Annotated in this window: 16 protein-coding genes and 1 tRNA gene; 7 read left to right on the top strand and 10 right to left on the bottom strand. The window is 71.3% G+C overall.

Annotation, left to right across the window (positions count from 1 at the left end; translation table 11 throughout):
- Positions 1–24 precede the first annotated feature (24 nt).
- On the bottom strand, positions 25–336 hold the full coding sequence (locus AB0N04_RS29700; protein ID WP_360213160.1) for a helix-turn-helix domain-containing protein: 312 nt from the start codon (positions 334–336) through the stop codon (positions 25–27).
- A 163-nt stretch (positions 337–499) separates the two neighbouring features.
- Here AB0N04_RS29700 and cutA point away from each other — a divergent pair, with 163 nt between their 5' ends.
- Entirely contained in the window at positions 500–844 is a 345-nt protein-coding gene (gene cutA / locus AB0N04_RS29695) for a divalent-cation tolerance protein CutA (protein WP_360213158.1), read from the top strand.
- Between the two features lie 87 nt (positions 845–931).
- Here the strand turns inward: cutA and metG are convergent, their stop codons facing one another.
- The 3 genes from metG to AB0N04_RS29680 all read right to left on the bottom strand — a co-directional run bounded on the left by metG (position 932) and on the right by AB0N04_RS29680 (position 3,833).
- Positions 932–2,665 carry a methionine--tRNA ligase gene (gene metG / locus AB0N04_RS29690; RefSeq protein WP_360213156.1) on the bottom strand — a complete coding sequence of 578 codons (1,734 nt, stop codon included), beginning with the start codon at positions 2,663–2,665 and terminating at the stop codon, positions 932–934.
- A 116-nt stretch (positions 2,666–2,781) separates the two neighbouring features.
- The gene (locus AB0N04_RS29685; protein WP_360213154.1) at positions 2,782–2,982 is read right to left on the bottom strand and encodes a DUF397 domain-containing protein; all 201 of its coding nucleotides are present in this window, start codon (positions 2,980–2,982) and stop codon (positions 2,782–2,784) included.
- On the bottom strand, positions 2,979–3,833 hold the full coding sequence (locus AB0N04_RS29680) for a helix-turn-helix transcriptional regulator (protein ID WP_360213152.1): 855 nt from the start codon (positions 3,831–3,833) through the stop codon (positions 2,979–2,981). The genes AB0N04_RS29685 and AB0N04_RS29680 overlap by 4 nt, the downstream gene beginning before the upstream one ends.
- 260 nt (positions 3,834–4,093) lie before the next feature.
- Here AB0N04_RS29680 and AB0N04_RS29675 point away from each other — a divergent pair, with 260 nt between their 5' ends.
- On the top strand, positions 4,094–4,249 hold the full coding sequence (locus AB0N04_RS29675) for a hypothetical protein (protein WP_360213150.1): 156 nt from the start codon (positions 4,094–4,096) through the stop codon (positions 4,247–4,249).
- A gap of 143 nt (positions 4,250–4,392) precedes the next feature.
- Here the strand turns inward: AB0N04_RS29675 and AB0N04_RS29670 are convergent, their stop codons facing one another.
- The 3 genes from AB0N04_RS29670 to AB0N04_RS29660 form a co-directional block, all read right to left on the bottom strand.
- Positions 4,393–4,587 carry a DUF397 domain-containing protein gene (locus tag AB0N04_RS29670; RefSeq protein ID WP_360213148.1) on the bottom strand — a complete coding sequence of 65 codons (195 nt, stop codon included), beginning with the start codon at positions 4,585–4,587 and terminating at the stop codon, positions 4,393–4,395.
- Between the two features lie 53 nt (positions 4,588–4,640).
- A complete protein-coding gene (locus AB0N04_RS29665; RefSeq protein WP_360213146.1) occupies positions 4,641–5,243 on the bottom strand; it encodes a GNAT family protein in 603 nt (200 codons plus the stop codon).
- Between the two features lie 149 nt (positions 5,244–5,392).
- A complete protein-coding gene (locus tag AB0N04_RS29660; RefSeq protein WP_360213144.1) occupies positions 5,393–6,676 on the bottom strand; it encodes an adenylosuccinate synthase in 1,284 nt (427 codons plus the stop codon).
- A gap of 126 nt (positions 6,677–6,802) precedes the next feature.
- Between AB0N04_RS29660 and AB0N04_RS29655 the strand changes: the two genes are divergently transcribed.
- From AB0N04_RS29655 to purM, 3 genes are all read left to right on the top strand, one after another.
- Entirely contained in the window at positions 6,803–7,657 is an 855-nt protein-coding gene (locus AB0N04_RS29655; protein ID WP_360213142.1) for a diacylglycerol kinase, read from the top strand.
- Between the two features lie 294 nt (positions 7,658–7,951).
- Positions 7,952–9,535, top strand: a complete 1,584-nt coding sequence (gene purF / locus AB0N04_RS29650; protein ID WP_360213140.1) for an amidophosphoribosyltransferase — start codon at positions 7,952–7,954, stop codon at positions 9,533–9,535.
- Positions 9,536–9,633: 98 nt separating this feature from the next.
- Positions 9,634–10,719 carry a phosphoribosylformylglycinamidine cyclo-ligase gene (purM, locus tag AB0N04_RS29645; protein ID WP_360213138.1) on the top strand — a complete coding sequence of 362 codons (1,086 nt, stop codon included), beginning with the start codon at positions 9,634–9,636 and terminating at the stop codon, positions 10,717–10,719.
- A 201-nt stretch (positions 10,720–10,920) separates the two neighbouring features.
- On the opposite strand, the gene AB0N04_RS29640 is transcribed toward purM, so the two are convergent.
- Entirely contained in the window at positions 10,921–11,178 is a 258-nt protein-coding gene (locus tag AB0N04_RS29640; protein WP_360213136.1) for a DUF3073 domain-containing protein, read from the bottom strand.
- A 383-nt stretch (positions 11,179–11,561) separates the two neighbouring features.
- A complete protein-coding gene (locus AB0N04_RS29635; protein WP_360213253.1) occupies positions 11,562–12,677 on the bottom strand; it encodes a Glu/Leu/Phe/Val dehydrogenase dimerization domain-containing protein in 1,116 nt (371 codons plus the stop codon).
- A 249-nt stretch (positions 12,678–12,926) separates the two neighbouring features.
- Here AB0N04_RS29635 and AB0N04_RS29630 point away from each other — a divergent pair, with 249 nt between their 5' ends.
- Positions 12,927–13,814, top strand: coding sequence for a hypothetical protein (locus AB0N04_RS29630; RefSeq protein ID WP_360213134.1), 888 nt, complete (start codon positions 12,927–12,929; stop codon positions 13,812–13,814).
- Positions 13,815–14,299: 485 nt separating this feature from the next.
- Complete coding sequence (gene bldC, locus AB0N04_RS29625; RefSeq protein WP_014137253.1) at positions 14,300–14,506, top strand: developmental transcriptional regulator BldC; 207 nt, start codon at positions 14,300–14,302, stop codon at positions 14,504–14,506.
- Between the two features lie 359 nt (positions 14,507–14,865).
- On the opposite strand, the gene AB0N04_RS29620 is transcribed toward bldC, so the two are convergent.
- Positions 14,866–14,939 (bottom strand) — tRNA-Asp (locus AB0N04_RS29620).
- Positions 14,940–15,002: the final 63 nt, after the last annotated feature.

Genomic DNA, 15,002 nt, shown 5'->3' with positions numbered 1-15,002 from the left:
CGACCCCGCCCGCCGGCGACCAGGTCAGAGGGTCTGGCCGAGGGTGGTGATGAGCCGGGCGATGCGGTCCTCGTCGCGGCGGTAGTGGGTCCACTTGCCGAGGCGGGTGGCCCGCAGGAGACCGGCGCGCTGGAGTTCGGCCAGGTAGGCGGAGACGGTGGACCGGGCGAGGCCGGCCTTGGCGTGGATCAGACTGACGCAGACCCCGACCTCGTGCGGGTCGACGGCGGTGTCCGCCACCGGGAAGTGGCGTTCCGGGTCGCGCAGCCACGCCAGCAGTTGCAGGCGCGTCGGATTGGCGATCGCCCGCAGGGCGGTGACCAGGTCGGGATCCATGGCTGGAGATCGTACCGGCGGCCGTCGACGGCGGGGTTCCGGCCGACACCCGCCGTACGGCGGCGCGGTGACGGCTCGCCACGGCGGTCCGGTACGGCCTCCCGGGACGGCGGACGCGCGGCGGCGCCGCACGGCCGGAGGGCCGTCGCGGTACCGTCGCGGCATGGCAGTAACCGAGCACCGCCTGGTCGTGGTCACCACCACCCACGAGAGTGAGGAGCGGGCCCGCGCCCTGGCGTCCGCCGCCGTCCGGGAGCGGCTTGCCGCGTGCGCCCAGGTGTACCCCGTCCGGTCCGTCTACTGGTGGGACGGCGAGGTGCAGGACGCCGCCGAGTGGCGGACCGACTTCAAGACCAGGGCCGAACTCGCCGACCGGCTGGGCGCGTTCCTCGCCGACCGGCACGACTACGAGACGCCGGAGGTGATCGCCGTCCCGGTGGTCGCGGGCCACCCCGGCTACCTGGACTGGGTCGTCACGGAGACGGCCGGGCCGGGCCCGGGGCGCTGACCGGGCGGAGTCCCGGCCGGAGCGATCGGAGCGGACGGACGCGCGGGCCCGGCCGGAGGACCGGACGGGCCCGCGCGGGGTACGGGCTCAGCCCTCCTGGCCGCCGAAGCGGGCCGTCCAGCCGGCCAGGTCCTCGTCGGTGATCTTGGCGAACAGCACCGGCGGCACGGTGAACGCCGTCCCGGCCGGCACCAGGTCCAGCGCCCGGGCGTGGTCCGCGGACACCCAGGTGAGCGTGGCCGCCGGGGAGTCCTCGGGGAGTCCGAACGCGCCGCGCATCGCCGCGGCGGCGGTCGGGATGAACGGCTCGGACACCACCGCGTACAGGTGGATCAGGTTCATCGCGGTGCGCAGGGTGAGCGCGGCCGCGTCCGGGTCGGTCTTCACCTGGAGCCAGGGCGCCTTCTCGTCCAGGTAGGCGTTGCCCGCGCTCCACAGCGCGCGCAGCCCCTGCGCCGCCTTGCGGAAGTTGAGCGCGTCCAGCTGGGCCTCGTACTCCGCCAGCAGCGCGGCGATCTGCTCGCCGAGCCGTTCCTCGGCCTCGCCGGGCAGGTGGCCGGCGGGCACGTCGTCGCCGAAGCGCTTGCGGCTGAAGGAGAGCACCCGGTTGACGAAGTTGCCGAGGGTGTCGGCGAGGTCCTTGTTGACGACCGAGGCGAAGAGGTCCCAGGTGAAGCTGGAGTCGTCGGACTCGGGGGCGTGCGCCATCAGGAAGTAGCGCCAGTAGTCGGCCGGCAGCAGCTCCAGGGCGACGTCGGTGAAGATGCCGCGCTTCTGGCTGGTGGAGAACTTCCCGCCGTAGTACGTCAGCCAGTTGAAGGCCTTGACGTAGTCGACCTTCTTCCAGGGGCGGCGCGAGCCGAGGATCGTCGCCGGGAACATCACGGTGTGGAACGGGACGTTGTCCTTGGCCATGAACTCGGTGTACCGGACGCTCTCGTCGGCCTCGTACCACCAGGACCGCCAGTCCCTGGTCACCCCGGCCGGCGCCGCGTCGGACCACTCCTTGGTGGCGCCGATGTACTCGATCGGGGCGTCGAACCAGACGTAGAACACCTTGCCCTCGGCGGCCAGTTCCGGCCACACGTCGGCGGGCACCGGGACGCCCCACTCCAGGTCGCGGGTGATCGAGCGGTCCTGCAGGCCCTCGGTGAGCCACTTGCGGGCGATCGAGGAGGCCAGCACCGGCCAGTGGTCGCCGTTGGCGGCGATCCACTGCTCGACCTCCTCGGTCAGCTTCGACTGGAGCAGGAACAGGTGCCTGGTCTCCCGGACCTCCAGGTCGGAGCTGCCGCTGATCGCCGAGCGCGGGTCCACCAGGTCGGTCGGGTCCAGCACCCGGGTGCAGTTCTCGCACTGGTCGCCGCGCGCCTTGTCGTAGCCGCAGTGCGGGCAGGTGCCGACGATGTAGCGGTCCGGCAGGAAGCGGCCGTCGGTGTTGGAGTACACCTGGCGGATCGCGCGCTCCTCGATGAAGCCGTTGCGCTGCAGCTCGCGGGCGATCTCCTGGGTGATCTCCCGGTTCTGCGGCGAGGAGCTGCGGCCGAAGTGGTCGAAGGAGAGCCCGAAGCCGTCGTACACCGCCCTCTGGGCCCCGTGCGCCTGCGCGCAGAACTCGGCGACCGGCAGTCCGGCCTCCTGGGCGGCCAGTTCGGCGGGCGTGCCGTGCTCGTCGGTGGCGCAGATGTACAGCACCTCGTGGCCGCGTTGGCGCAGGTAGCGGGAGTAGACGTCCGCCGGGAGCATCGACCCGACCATGTTGCCCAGGTGCTTGATCCCGTTGATGTACGGAAGGGCGCTGGTGATCAGGTGGCGAGCCATCCTCGGATGCTCCGATTTCTCCCGCACGCGCACCCCACCCGGGGTGCTGTGCCAGGCGCAGGGGTCCACTGTGGGCTGCCCAGCCTACCGCCGCGGGGCCGGGGCGCAGCCCGGTTTCAGAGCGGGGTGAAGTCGGCGTACGGGTCGAACTCCCCGGCCTTGACCCCGCGGACGAAGGCGGCCCACTTGCGCGGTGTCGTCCGCACGACCGTCTCGGGCCGGTCGGACTCGCGGATCTCCACCAGCCCGCCCGCGGCCCGGACCTCGACGCATTCGTTGCTCTCGCCGCTGGACGACGACTTGCGCCACGTGTTCATGTGAAGTCTTTCAGTAAGGCCCGGATGAAGTCCCGGGACTCGACCGGCCCGAGCGCGACCCCCGCGGTCTCCTCCTTGATCCGGCGGTAGGTCCGCAATTCGGCGTCGGCGTGCACGAACTTCGGGCCGTTCGAAAGGTCGATCTGGACGGTGTCGAGCTCGGGCACCGGCCCGCGCGCGAGATACAGGCTCTCCCCGGAACCGGGAAAGGTGTGCACGCTGAACGGGATCACCCGGATCTCCAGCCCGGGCCGCTCGGAATTCTCCAGCACGCTCCGCAACTGCCCGCGCAGCACTTCCGGCCCGCCGAACTGCATCCGCAGCGCGGATTCGTGGATGAAAGCGCTGTACGGCTTGGGGCGCTCGGTGAAGAGGTGCTGGCGCCGAATCCGGAATCCCGTCCGGGTGTCCGCGTCGTGCGGGGACAGCGGGGGGCGCAGCCGGGCGAACACCGCGGAGGCGTAGGCCTCGGTCTGCAGCAGTCCGGGGACGAAGGTGGTGTGCAGGATGGCCAGCGACTCGGCGTGGTGCTCCATCTCGGCGATGTCGATGATCCCGCCGGGCAGCCGTCCGCGGTAGCTGTCCCACCAGTACTTGCGCCGGTCCTGGGTCATCGAGAGCAGGGCGTCGAGGTAGCCGTCGTCATGGGTGCGGTCGCAGGTGCGCGCCCAGATCCGCAGCCGTTCGGCACTGATGCCGGCCTTGCCGTTCTCCATCTGGGAGATCTTGGGCAGGTCGGTGCCCAGCCTGGCCGCGAGGGTTTTCGGCGTCACGCCCACGCGTTCGCGCATCTTGCGCAGCTCGATGCCAAGGCGCTGTTGGCGCACGGTCGGAGACAGGCGGGGTGGCATGACTCTCTTCTCCGGATCGCGGGTTCGGTCGATGCTTCCGGTGAAGTGTGCCGCGCACACCCGGCCCTAGCTACTGAAATGGGGGATACCCCACGATGGAGTGAACGTCCACTCGCTCGGTAGCAAGTCTTGCACCCTGACCCTATGGTCGTGGCGTGTCACTCGCTGACTTGTTGTCGCCTAAACAGCTGCCAATCAGCAGTAAATACACACCAGATGCACGGTCGGGACGCCCCGACATCACCGACCGGAGACCGCCCGTGAACGCTCTCCTCGTCGCCGGATTGTCGGCCCTGCTGCTCGCCGTCCTATTCGTCGGCTGGCTGGTGTGGCTGGTCAACGCCCAGCCCCGCGAACCGCGTCGGGCAAAGGCGGAGTTCGTCGCGCCCCATTCCGCGCCGGCCGACAAGAACTAGGCCCCGGCCGTCCGGTGGCCTTTCCCGCCGACCTCGCCGACCTCGCCGGCCTCCGGGCCCCGCCGGCCTCCGGGCCCGCCGACCCGCGGCTCCGGGCCCCGCGCCCCGCGCCCCCCGACCGGCGAGGGGCGCGGAGCCGGCCGCTACGCGTCGGCGACGAAGTGGTCGAACTCGCCGGCCTGCACGCCGAGGAGGAAGGCCTCCCACTTCTGCGGGGTGGTGCGGACGACGACCCCGGCCCCGCCGGACTCGCGGATCTCGACCATGCCGTCGACGGTCCGGATCTCCAGGCAGTCGTCGGAGTCGCCGCTCAGGGACGGCCGCTGCCAGTCGGTCATGGGTGGCTCCCGTGGTGGAGGTGGCGGGCGCTGGGCCCCTGCCCGGTCAACGATCAGCCGCGGGCGAGGCGTTCCTGCAGCCGCGACTTCGCGGCCGGCCACTCGTCGGCGAGCATCGAGAAGTAGGCGGTGTCGCGCCAGACGCCGTTGGCGCGCAGCCGCTCCCGGCGGTGGACGCCCTCGAACCGGGCGCCGAGGCGCTGGATGGCGTTGCGGGAGCGCTCGTTGAGCGCGTCGGTCTTCCAGTAGACCCGGCCCATGCCGAGGTCCTCGTAGGCGTGGGTGAGCAGCAGCAGCTTGGACTCGGTGTTCACCGCCGTGCGCCACACGGACCGGGCGTACCAGGTGCCGCCGATCTCGACGAGCTCGTCGGTGGCGGAGAAGTCGTAGTAGCCGGTGATGCCGACGGCCCGCCCGGAGGCGAGGTCGACGACGGCGAACTTCACGGCCGTCCCGGCGGCGACCTCGGCGAGCCGGACGTCGAGGGCCTCGCCCAGCTCCTGCTCGGTGGTGGGCGGGAGGGAGGGGATCCAGCGCCACACCTCCGGGTCGGGGCCGACGGCGGCCCAGAGCTCGGACAGGTGGTGGCGGCCGAGGGGCTCCAGGCGGACGTGGCGGCCGGTGAGGGTGACGGGGGCGGGCAGCTGTGCGGTCATGATCCGAAACTAGCGCGAGTCTGCACTAGAGGCAATGCATTTCTGCACTAGTGCAAAATTCCTGGCGCGGACGCGGCGAGGGCCCCGCGGGACGCGTCCCGCGGGGCCCTCCACTGCGACCCTGCCCGCTCCGCTCCCGGAGCCGGGGATCAGATGAACGAGTTGATCTGGATCGTCTCGTCGCGGCCCGGGCCGACGCCGATGGCCGAGATCGGCGCGCCGGACATCTCCTCCAGTGCCTTCACGTAGGCCTGCGCGTTCTTCGGCAGCTCGGCGAAGGACTTGGCCTTGCTGATGTCCTCGGTCCAGCCCGGCAGCGTCTCGTAGATCGGCTTGGCGTGGTGGAAGTCCGACTGGTTGTAGGGGAGCTCCTCGACCCGCCGGCCGTCGATCTCGTACGCGACGCAGACCGGGATCTGCTCCCAGCCGGTGAGCACGTCCAGCTTGGTGAGGAAGAAGTCGGTCAGGCCGTTGACGCGGGTGGCGTAGCGCGCGATCACCGCGTCGAACCAGCCGCAGCGGCGGTCACGGCCGGTGGTGACGCCGCGCTCGCCGCCGATGCGGCGCAGCGCCTCGCCGTCCTCGTCGAGCAGCTCGGTCGGGAACGGGCCGGAGCCCACCCGGGTGGTGTACGCCTTCAGGATGCCGATGACCCGGTCGATCTTGGTCGGGCCGATGCCGGCGCCGGTGCAGGCGCCGCCCGCGGTCGGGTTCGACGAGGTCACGAAGGGGTACGTGCCGTGGTCGACGTCGAGCAGGGTGCCCTGGCCGCCCTCCAGCAGGACGACCTTGTTCGCCTTGAGCGCCTCGTCCAGGACGAGGGTGGTGTCGGCGAGGAAGGGCTTGATCTTGTCCGCGTAGCCGAGGTACTCCTCGAGGACCAGGTCGGCCGGGATGGCGCGGCGGTTGTACAGCTTGACCAGGAGCTGGTTCTTGTCGTGCAGCGCCGCCTCGATCTTCTGGCGCAGGATCGACTCGTCGAACAGGTCCTGGACCCGGATGCCGACGCGGTTGATCTTGTCCGCGTAGGTCGGGCCGATGCCGCGGCCGGTGGTGCCGATCCGGCGCTTGCCGAGGAAGCGCTCGGTGACCTTGTCCAGGGTGCGGTGGTACGGCGTGATCAGGTGGGCGTTGCCCGAGACCAGCAGCTTGGAGGTGTCGATGCCGCGCTCGTTGAGCCCGTTGAGCTCGGAGAGCAGCACACCCGGGTCGATCACGACGCCGTTGCCGATCACCGGCGTCACGTTCGGGCTGAGGATGCCGGAAGGGAGCAGGTGCAGGGCGTACTTCTGGTCGCCGATGACCACCGTGTGACCGGCGTTGTTGCCGCCCTGGTAGCGGACGACGTAGTCGACGGAGCCGCCGAGGAGGTCGGTGGCCTTCCCCTTGCCCTCGTCCCCCCACTGAGCGCCAACGAGCACGAGTGCCGGCACAGGCGTACACCCCTTCCGGTTGGGGCATCCTGCGTAGGCCGCAGTCTGCCCCGAGATAGACGAAGCCCCTGGCGCAGTAGCGCAAGGGGCTCTTGCACCGAGAGATTACCTGAGGAAGGACCGGTCGTGTCGTCCCTGTCCACGCCTGCGAACGGCGGCCCCGAGCCGCTTCTGCTGCTCCTCGACCCGGCGGCCCGGCAGACCGACGGCGAGTCGGTGCGGATCGCGAAGGACGTGCTCTGCGGTGGTGCGGACGTCAAGGTGGTCTACCCGGAGAGCACGTCCGAGCTCGACCGGGTGCTTTCGCACCGGGGTCGCAGGCGACCGGTGGTGATCGGTTCCGACCTCGCGCTGCAGCGGGTCCTGCAGGCGCTGCACCGGCACCGTGAGCTGGGCGCGGATCCGGTGGGCATGGTTCCGGTCGGCCGGGCGGAGGAGCTGGCGGCGGCCCGCGCGCTCGGCGTGCCGGGCGAGCCGGTGCGGGCGGCGCGGGCGGTGCTGTCGGGGGCGTCGCGCAAGCTCGACCTGCTGGTGGACGACGGTGGCGGGGTGGCCCTGGGCGGGGTGCGGATCACCGGTGCCGGGGCGCGCAGGCCGGGCGGCCGTTCGGGCGGCTGGCGTTCGCTATGGGCGAAACTGGCTGCGGCCGAGCAGGCGAACGCCCTCACGGCCGAGGGGCGGCCCGCCGCCGAGCTCAGCCCCCGGGTCCGGGTCGAGGCCGACGGGCGGCTGCTGGCCGACGTGCACCGTCCGGTCCGGCTGGTCCAGGTGACGCTGCCGGGCGGCGAGTCGGACGGCGCCGGCGTCATGGAGGTGGTGGTCCGCGCGCCCGGCGCGCTCGTGCGGGCGAGGGCGGCGAGCGTCTCGGTGATCGGCCGCGGCTTCGGCTACGAGGCGGACGGCCGCGCGGTCGGCCCGGTCCGCGCCCGCACCTGGACGGTCCACCCGGGCGCCTGGGGGCTGCTGCTGCCGGCCGCCTGACGGCGCGCGCCGGCCCCCGGTGGCCGCCGGGGCGGCTCGCGGGGGCCGGTGAAGCGGGAGTGAACGCCGGGTGAGCAGGCTCACGTTCGCCGCCGCCGCGATCCCGACCGCTCCGCACACGGAACGCCCCAACAGGCGCGAACCGCAAGGCCAACCGCCACCCGCCGGAATTCCCCCCACCCGAAATCCCCACCCCGTAAGGGGTTTTGTCTACGCGCGTTACTGGCCGATCGCCCGACAAACGCGGCATCCCGCGTTCCGGAAGCCTGTGCCAACTGCCCTAGACTCGAAGGCGTGCCACGTGGTGACGGAAGACTCAACCACGATCTTCTTCCCGGTGAGAAAGGCCCCCAGGACGCTTGCGGCGTCTTCGGTGTCTGGGCTCCCGGCGAGGAGGTCGCCAAGCTCACGTTCTTCGGCCTTTACGCCCTGCAGCACCGCGGTCAGGAATCCGCGGGCATCGCAGTGAGCAACGGCTCCCAGATTCTCGTCTTCAAGGACATGGGACTCGTCTCCCAGGTCTTCGACGAGGCCTCGCTGGGGTCGTTGCACGGGCATATCGCCGTCGGACACGCCCGCTACTCGACCACCGGTTCCTCGGTCTGGGAGAACGCCCAGCCGACCTTCCGGGCGACCGTGCACGGTTCGCTGGCCCTCGGGCACAACGGAAACCTGGTGAACACCGCCGAACTGGCGGCCATGGTCGCCGAACTGCCCGGCGAGGAGCACGTCTCCCGCTCCGGGCGGACCGCCGCGACCAACGACACCGACCTGGTGACCGCGCTGCTCGCCGGCCACCCGGACCTCTCCATCGAGGAGACGGCCAAGGTCGTGCTGCCCAAGGTCAAGGGCGCGTTCTCGCTCGTCTTCATGGACGAGCACACGCTCTACGCCGCCCGTGACCCGCAGGGCATCCGCCCGCTGGTGCTCGGCCGGCTGGAGCGCGGCTGGGTGGTCGCCTCCGAGACGGCGGCGCTCGACATCTGCGGCGCCTCCTTCATCCGCGAGGTCGAGCCCGGCGAGCTCATCGCCATCGACGAGAACGGCATGCGCACCTCCCGCTTCGCCGAGGCGAAGCCCAAGGGCTGCGTGTTCGAGTACGTCTACCTGGCCCGCCCCGACACCTCCATCGCCGGCCGCAACGTCCACCTCTCCCGCGTGGAGATGGGCCGCCGCCTGGCGAAGGAGGCCCCCGTCGAGGCCGACCTGGTGATAGCGACGCCCGAGTCCGGCACCCCCGCCGCGATCGGCTACGCCGAGGCCAGCGGCATCCCGTACGGCTCCGGCCTGGTGAAGAACGCCTACGTGGGCCGCACCTTCATCCAGCCGAGCCAGACCATCCGCCAGCTCGGCATCCGGCTCAAGCTGAACCCGCTGCGCGAGGTCATCCAGGGCAAGCGCCTGGTGGTCGTCGACGACTCGATCGTCCGCGGCAACACCCAGCGCGCGCTGGTGAAGATGCTCCGCGAGGCCGGCGCGGCCGAGGTCCACATCCGGATCTCCTCGCCGCCGGTGAAGTGGCCCTGCTTCTTCGGCATCGACTTCGCCACCCGCGCTGAGCTGATCGCCAACGGCATGACCATCGAGGAGATCGGCCGCACGCTCGGCGCGGACTCGCTCTCCTACATCTCGATCGACGGCATGATCGAGGCCACCAAGCAGCCCAAGGACAGGCTCTGCCGGGCCTGCTTCGACGGTGAGTACCCGATGGAGCTGCCGGACCCGGCGCTGCTCGGCAAGCTCCTGCTGGAGGCCGAGATCAAGGGCGGCCAGCAGCCGCCCGCCGTGCGCGGCAAGCCGACCAGCGGCAGCGACCTGGACGGCGTCCAGTCGCTGCTCGGCGGGGCGGGCGCGGCCGACGCGCTGCGCCGCCCGTAGCGTCACCACGGTGGGGTCCCGCGAACCGGGGCCCCACCGCTGTTCAGCCCCCCGGCTGTTCCCGAACAACCCCCCAGACCCGAGAGGGCCGCACCGCAGTGACCAGCAACCAGAACGGCGCCACCTACGCCGCCGCCGGCGTCGACATCGAGGCGGGCGACCGCGCCGTCGAGCTCATGAAGCAGTGGGTGAAGAAGGCCAACCGCCCCGAGGTGGTCGGCGGTCTCGGCGGCTTCGCCGGCCTCTTCGACGCGTCCGCGTTCAAGAGCTACGAGCGGCCGCTGCTGGCTTCGGCCACCGACGGCGTGGGGACCAAGGTGGCCATCGCGGCCGCCATGGACAAGCACGACACCATCGGCCACGACCTGGTCGGCATGGTCGTCGACGACCTGGTGGTCTGCGGCGCCGAGCCGCTGTTCATGACCGACTACATCTGCGTCGGCAAGGTCGTGCCGGAGCGGGTCGCCGCGATCGTCAAGGGCATCGCCGAGGGCTGCGCGCTGGCCGGCTGCGCCCTGGTCGGCGGCGAGACCGCCGAGCACCCGGGCCTGCTCGGCCCGGACGAGTACGACGTGGCGGGCGCCGGCACCGGCGTCGTCGAGGCCGACGCCCTGCTCGGCGCGGACCGCGTCCGGGCCGGCGACGTGGTGATCGCGATGGCCGCCTCCGGCCTGCACTCCAACGGCTACTCGCTGGTCCGCCACGTGCTGCTGAACGAGGCCGGCTGGAAGCTGGACCGCAAGGTCGAGGAGTTCGGCCGCACCCTCGGCGAGGAGCTGCTGGAGCCGACCCGGATCTACTCGCTGGACTGCCTGGCGCTCACCCGCGCGACCGAGGTGCACGCCTTCTCGCACGTCACCGGTGGCGGCCTGGCGGCCAACCTGGCCCGGGTCGTCCCGGACGGCCTGCACGCCCGCCTGGACCGCGGCACCTGGACCCCGCTGCCGGTCTTCCAGACCGTCGCCGAGGTCGGCAAGGTGGCCACCCTGGAGATCGAGAAGACGCTCAACATGGGCGTCGGCATGGTCGCGGTCGTCCCGCCGCACTCGGTGGACGTCGTGCTGTCGATCCTGGAGGACCGCGGCGTCGAGGCCTGGCTGCTCGGCGACATCGTCGAGCGCGGCGACGGTCACGAGGGCGGCGCGGCCCTCTACAACGCCTACGAGGGCTTCACGGCGGGCTGATCCCGGCCGGAACGACGAGGGGCCCCTCCGGTGCGCCGGAGGGGCCCCTCGTGCCGTCCGGGGCCGTGAGCGGCCGTGCGCGGAGGGCGGGGCGGGCGCGCCGGGACCGTGTCCGGGAGGGCGGTGGGGCGGGCGTGCGCGGGAACGCCGAAAACCGGCCCGGCGCCCTGGGGCGCCCGGACCGGTCGGCGGGACTACGGGTTACGAGCGGCGGGAGGCCTGCGACGGCCCGGTACCCGGCCCGCTGTCGTCCTCGTCGTCGAGGTCGGCGTAGCGGGCGGCGTACTCCGCGTACGGGTCGTCGTCCTCCTCCTCCTCGATCGGCTCCGGCTCGATCGAAGCGGTGGACGGCGATACGCCCAGCTCGTTGGACAGACGGTTAGCGTCGAACCCGCCGCTGTTGTACTTCAGCTCGCGGGCGACCTTCGTCTGCTTGGCCTTGGCCCGGCCGCGCCCCATGGGTCGACCCCCTCAACGATGGGGCTCACGGCCCCGAGTCTGACACGTGTTCATGATCAGGTCCGGCCTGCCCGAATGGGAGGACCGTCCCTTGGAGCATTAACGGTACCTGTTTCCGCCGCTGGACGGTACGTCGTCGGTGTGACGTGGCGCGCACCGACTGCACCCGAGACCAGGTCTTCCCAGGTCAGGGGAGGTTTTGCGGCGGTTTGCGCGCTGTCCGGAGGTGTCTGAGGTCCGTCGTTCCAGGACCGATTATCCCCCCTAGGGGGACGTTGGATCACCCGATCGGGCGCAGAAGTGAGAATCCGGTTCCACATCGTGATGCGCGGGGGACGGAAGAAGACCGCCCCCCGCGCACCCCGGGTCCGGACCGGGCCGGATCAGGCCCGGCGGGCACCCGGCAGCAGCACCGTGCGCAGCGCGCTGATCTCGCGCATCCGCTTCTCGGCCAGGCGGTCGGCGGCGACCGCCGGCGGCACGCCGTCGGAGGTGGCGCGGGTGAAGATCTCCAGGGTCGTGTCGAAGATCCTGGTGGCCTTGTTCTTGGCCCGCTCGAAGTTGAAGCCGTCGATCTCGTCGGCGACCTGGATCACGCCGCCGGAGTTCACCAGGTAGTCCGGCGCGTAGAGGATGCCGCGGTCGGCGAGGTCCTTCTCGACGCCCGGGTGGGCCAGCTGGTTGTTGGCCGCGCCGCAGACGATCGAGGTGCCGAACTCGCCCAGCGCCGCGACGACGGAGTCGGTCAGCGCACCGCCGAGGGCGCAGGGGGCGTAGACGTCCAGCTTGGCCTGCAGCAGGGCGGCGGTGTCGGCGACCACCTCCACCTCGGGGTGGGCGGCGCGGACGCGGTTGACCGCGGCCTCGAAGGGGTCGGTGACGACGACCGTGGCGCCGTCCGCGACCAGGTGGCCGACCAGGTAGTGGCCGACCTTGCCGACGCCCGCGACGCCGACCCGGCGGCCGCGCAGCGTCGGCTGGCCCCAGCGGGCCTGGGCGGTGGCGCGCATGCCCTGGAACACGCCGAAGGCGGTCAGGATGGAGGAGTCGCCGGCGCCGCCGTGCTCGGGCGAGCGGCCGGTCACGAACTCGGTCTCGCGCGCGATGACGTCCATGTCCTGCACGTAGGTGCCCACGTCGCAGGCCGTGATGTAGCGGCCGCGCAGGGACTCCACGAAGCGGCCGTAGGCCCGGAGCATGGCCTCGTTCTTGTCCTTGTTCGGGTCGCCGATGATGACGGCCTTGCCGCCGCCGAGGTCGAGCCCGGCCAGCGCGTTCTTGTAGGACATGCCGCGGGACAGGTTGAGCGCGTCCTCCAGGGCCGCCTCCTCGGAGGCGTACGGGAAGAAGCGGGTGCCGCCGAGGGCGGGGCCCAGCGCGGTGGAGTGGATGGCGATGATCGCCTTGAGCCCGGAGCTCCGGTCGTGGCAGAGCACGACCTGCTCGTGGCCGTCGCCGGGGGCGCCGTCCTGCTCGGTGCGGAAGATCCTGCTGAGCACGCCGGGTGCGGGGTGCGTGGCGGGGGTCTGTACGTCGGTCACTGTGGTGACTCCAGTATCGAAGGCCCGCTGCTGTGGTGCGGGCGCCTAAGGCGAAGCGTAGTCGCGCGTGCGGTGGCGATCGGCCCTCTTGTCCGAGCTTGTGCCGGTTGTCCGAGGGGTGAGACGGGCCGCGGTCCGCGGTGCGGGCGCGAACGGTTCGGGAGCGCGCCCTCCCGGGGCCGGTCGGCGCGTGCGACCATGCAGGACGTGACCGTCGTACGCACCTCGGTACTGCCGCCCTACGCCGCCCACCTGCGGGTCTACGAGCCGCTCGCCGCCTACCCGGAGCCCGAGCGGGCCCGGTGGCAGGCCTACGCGGCGGAACACGGGCCGGACGCCGGGGACGCGGCGCAGCCGGTGGCCGGGGCGGCCCTGGAGGAGCAGCGCGGGGCGCTCGCGGAGCTGGTCGCCCGGACGCCCCGGGCGCTGCCCGAGCGGGAGAGCGAGCGGGCCTTCGTGCGGGTGGTGGACGGCGTGCTCTACGTCTGCCCGTGGGCGACCAGGCTGCGCAGCTGGCAGGCCCTGGAGGAGCTGCGGGCGGCCGCCCCGGTGACGTTGCTGGACACCGCGGTGCCGCCGGTGGCCCGGGCGGCCGCCGAGGCGGACCACGAGCGCTGGCGGGCCGAGCACCCGGACGCCCGGCCGTGGATCCTGACGAGCCGGTGGGAGGTGCCGGTGCGCTGGTTCCTGCCGTTCGGCGACGAGGACCGCTGCTTCGTGCCGGCGGCGGAGCCGGGCGGTCCGGCGCGGGCGGCGGCGCTGTTCTACCTGGTGCCGATGGCGCAGGCGCGGCGGCGGGTGGCCCGGGCCTACCGGGCGCTGCGTGAGGAGGTGCCGGACGGGGAACTGGTCCGGGGGGCGGAGCGGGTCGGGCGGTGGCTGGAGGAGTTCCACCCGCGCTCGCTGGTGGAGCTGGACTACGGGGGGCTGGTGCATCTGCTGGGGCCCGAGCGGCTGTTGGCGGACCGTTCGGCGGGGGAGCTGGAGGAGGGGCTGCGCGCGCTGCGGGCGGGGGACGCCGCGGAGGCGATGCGGGCGTACGGGGAACTGACGGCGCGGTGGCGGCGGGTGCTGGCGCTGCGGTACGCGAACTGACCCCGTGGGGCCCGTGTATGACTGGAAGGGTCCTACGGCCCGGACCGCATGACCAAGGTCCTGGTTCGGGTCAATAGCTGTCGAACGTGACACTACTCACCGTTGACGCGAACTTACCCCTATGTGCAAAAATGGGACAACCAGCCCAACTTCACGTGAGCGTGCCCACTTTTGGGTGGTTCTGGAGTCGATGCGTGCTTTGCGGGGAAACGGAGGGTCTGGTCCCTTCGTAACCGGACGTCACGACCGCGTGACTGTCCGTTATGGGGTGGTCCATCGCCATCCGTCAGCCTTGAACCCGTGAGGGGTCAATTTTGGCGGTTTGGTCGATAGGGCTGGACGGATGGTGTAGTTGTAGACACCAGGACAAGCCGTTCGTCCTATAACCGACTCGGCCCGTCTATGCCATTTCGGGCATCGCGGGCCAAGGTGCAGAATTTGAAGGATAGAACCGCCCTGGTTCGGTTCTCCCGAGGAGGCCGCTCATGACCGCTCGTACCCCTGATGCTGAGCCGCTGCTGACGCCGGCAGAGGTTGCCACCATGTTCCGCGTGGACCCGAAGACGGTCACCCGCTGGGCCAAGGCGGGCAAGCTGACGTCCATTCGCACGCTCGGCGGTCACCGCCGTTACCGCGAGGCGGAGGTGCGCGCTCTGCTGGCCGGGATTCCCGCTCAGCGCACTGAGGCCTGATAGGCCGAAGGCTCTTTAAAGGGGCCGCTTACCGGACTCCGCCGGGTCCGGTAAGCGGCCCCTTTGCCATGCCCGGGGCCGGCCGCGCCGGGGGCGGAATGCTGAACTCCGGATAACGATTCGATGTGCGTGGGGCGGGGGGGATTTACAGTGAATGGCAGTGCAATTTTACATATTAAATTAGCAGGGTCGTGATGGGCGTGTGACGGAGTCATGATCGGGAAATGGGGGGTGACGACGGTCACACGTCCGGGGCTTGTGGTCTAGACCTGTCCGGGCGTAGGGAAGCCGGCGGGAAGCGCCCGCGCGAAAACGCGAGAGGCCCGGAACCTGACGGTTCCGGGCCTCTCGCACTGCGGCGATCCCGACGGGACTTGAACCCGCGACCTCCACCTTGACAGGGTGGCGAGCTAACCAACTGCTCCACGGGACCAGAGTTTTCTGATCTCGTTCACTCGCTTGCCGCGCTGCGAACAAGACAGACTGTAGCCCATGT

Source organism: Kitasatospora sp. NPDC051702 (assembly GCF_040681575.1).
Lineage (GTDB): Bacteria > Actinomycetota > Actinomycetes > Streptomycetales > Streptomycetaceae > Kitasatospora.
Note: the sequence above shows the minus strand (reverse complement) of the source record. Positions and strands in the feature narration are given on the sequence as shown.

Coding starts and splice junctions, on each gene's coding strand:
- AB0N04_RS29680 (WP_360213152.1), bottom strand. CDS start 3,833: ATGCCACCCCGCCTGTCTCCGACCGTGCGCCAACAGCGCCTTGGCATC.
- bldC (WP_014137253.1), top strand. CDS start 14,300: ATGACCGCTCGTACCCCTGATGCTGAGCCGCTGCTGACGCCGGCAGAG.
- AB0N04_RS29665 (WP_360213146.1), bottom strand. CDS start 5,243: ATGACCGCACAGCTGCCCGCCCCCGTCACCCTCACCGGCCGCCACGTC.
- AB0N04_RS29640 (WP_360213136.1), bottom strand. CDS start 11,178: ATGGGGCGCGGCCGGGCCAAGGCCAAGCAGACGAAGGTCGCCCGCGAG.
- AB0N04_RS29670 (WP_360213148.1), bottom strand. CDS start 4,587: ATGACCGACTGGCAGCGGCCGTCCCTGAGCGGCGACTCCGACGACTGC.
- cutA (WP_360213158.1), top strand. CDS start 500: ATGGCAGTAACCGAGCACCGCCTGGTCGTGGTCACCACCACCCACGAG.
- metG (WP_360213156.1), bottom strand. CDS start 2,665: ATGGCTCGCCACCTGATCACCAGCGCCCTTCCGTACATCAACGGGATC.
- AB0N04_RS29700 (WP_360213160.1), bottom strand. CDS start 336: ATGGATCCCGACCTGGTCACCGCCCTGCGGGCGATCGCCAATCCGACG.
- AB0N04_RS29685 (WP_360213154.1), bottom strand. CDS start 2,982: ATGAACACGTGGCGCAAGTCGTCGTCCAGCGGCGAGAGCAACGAATGC.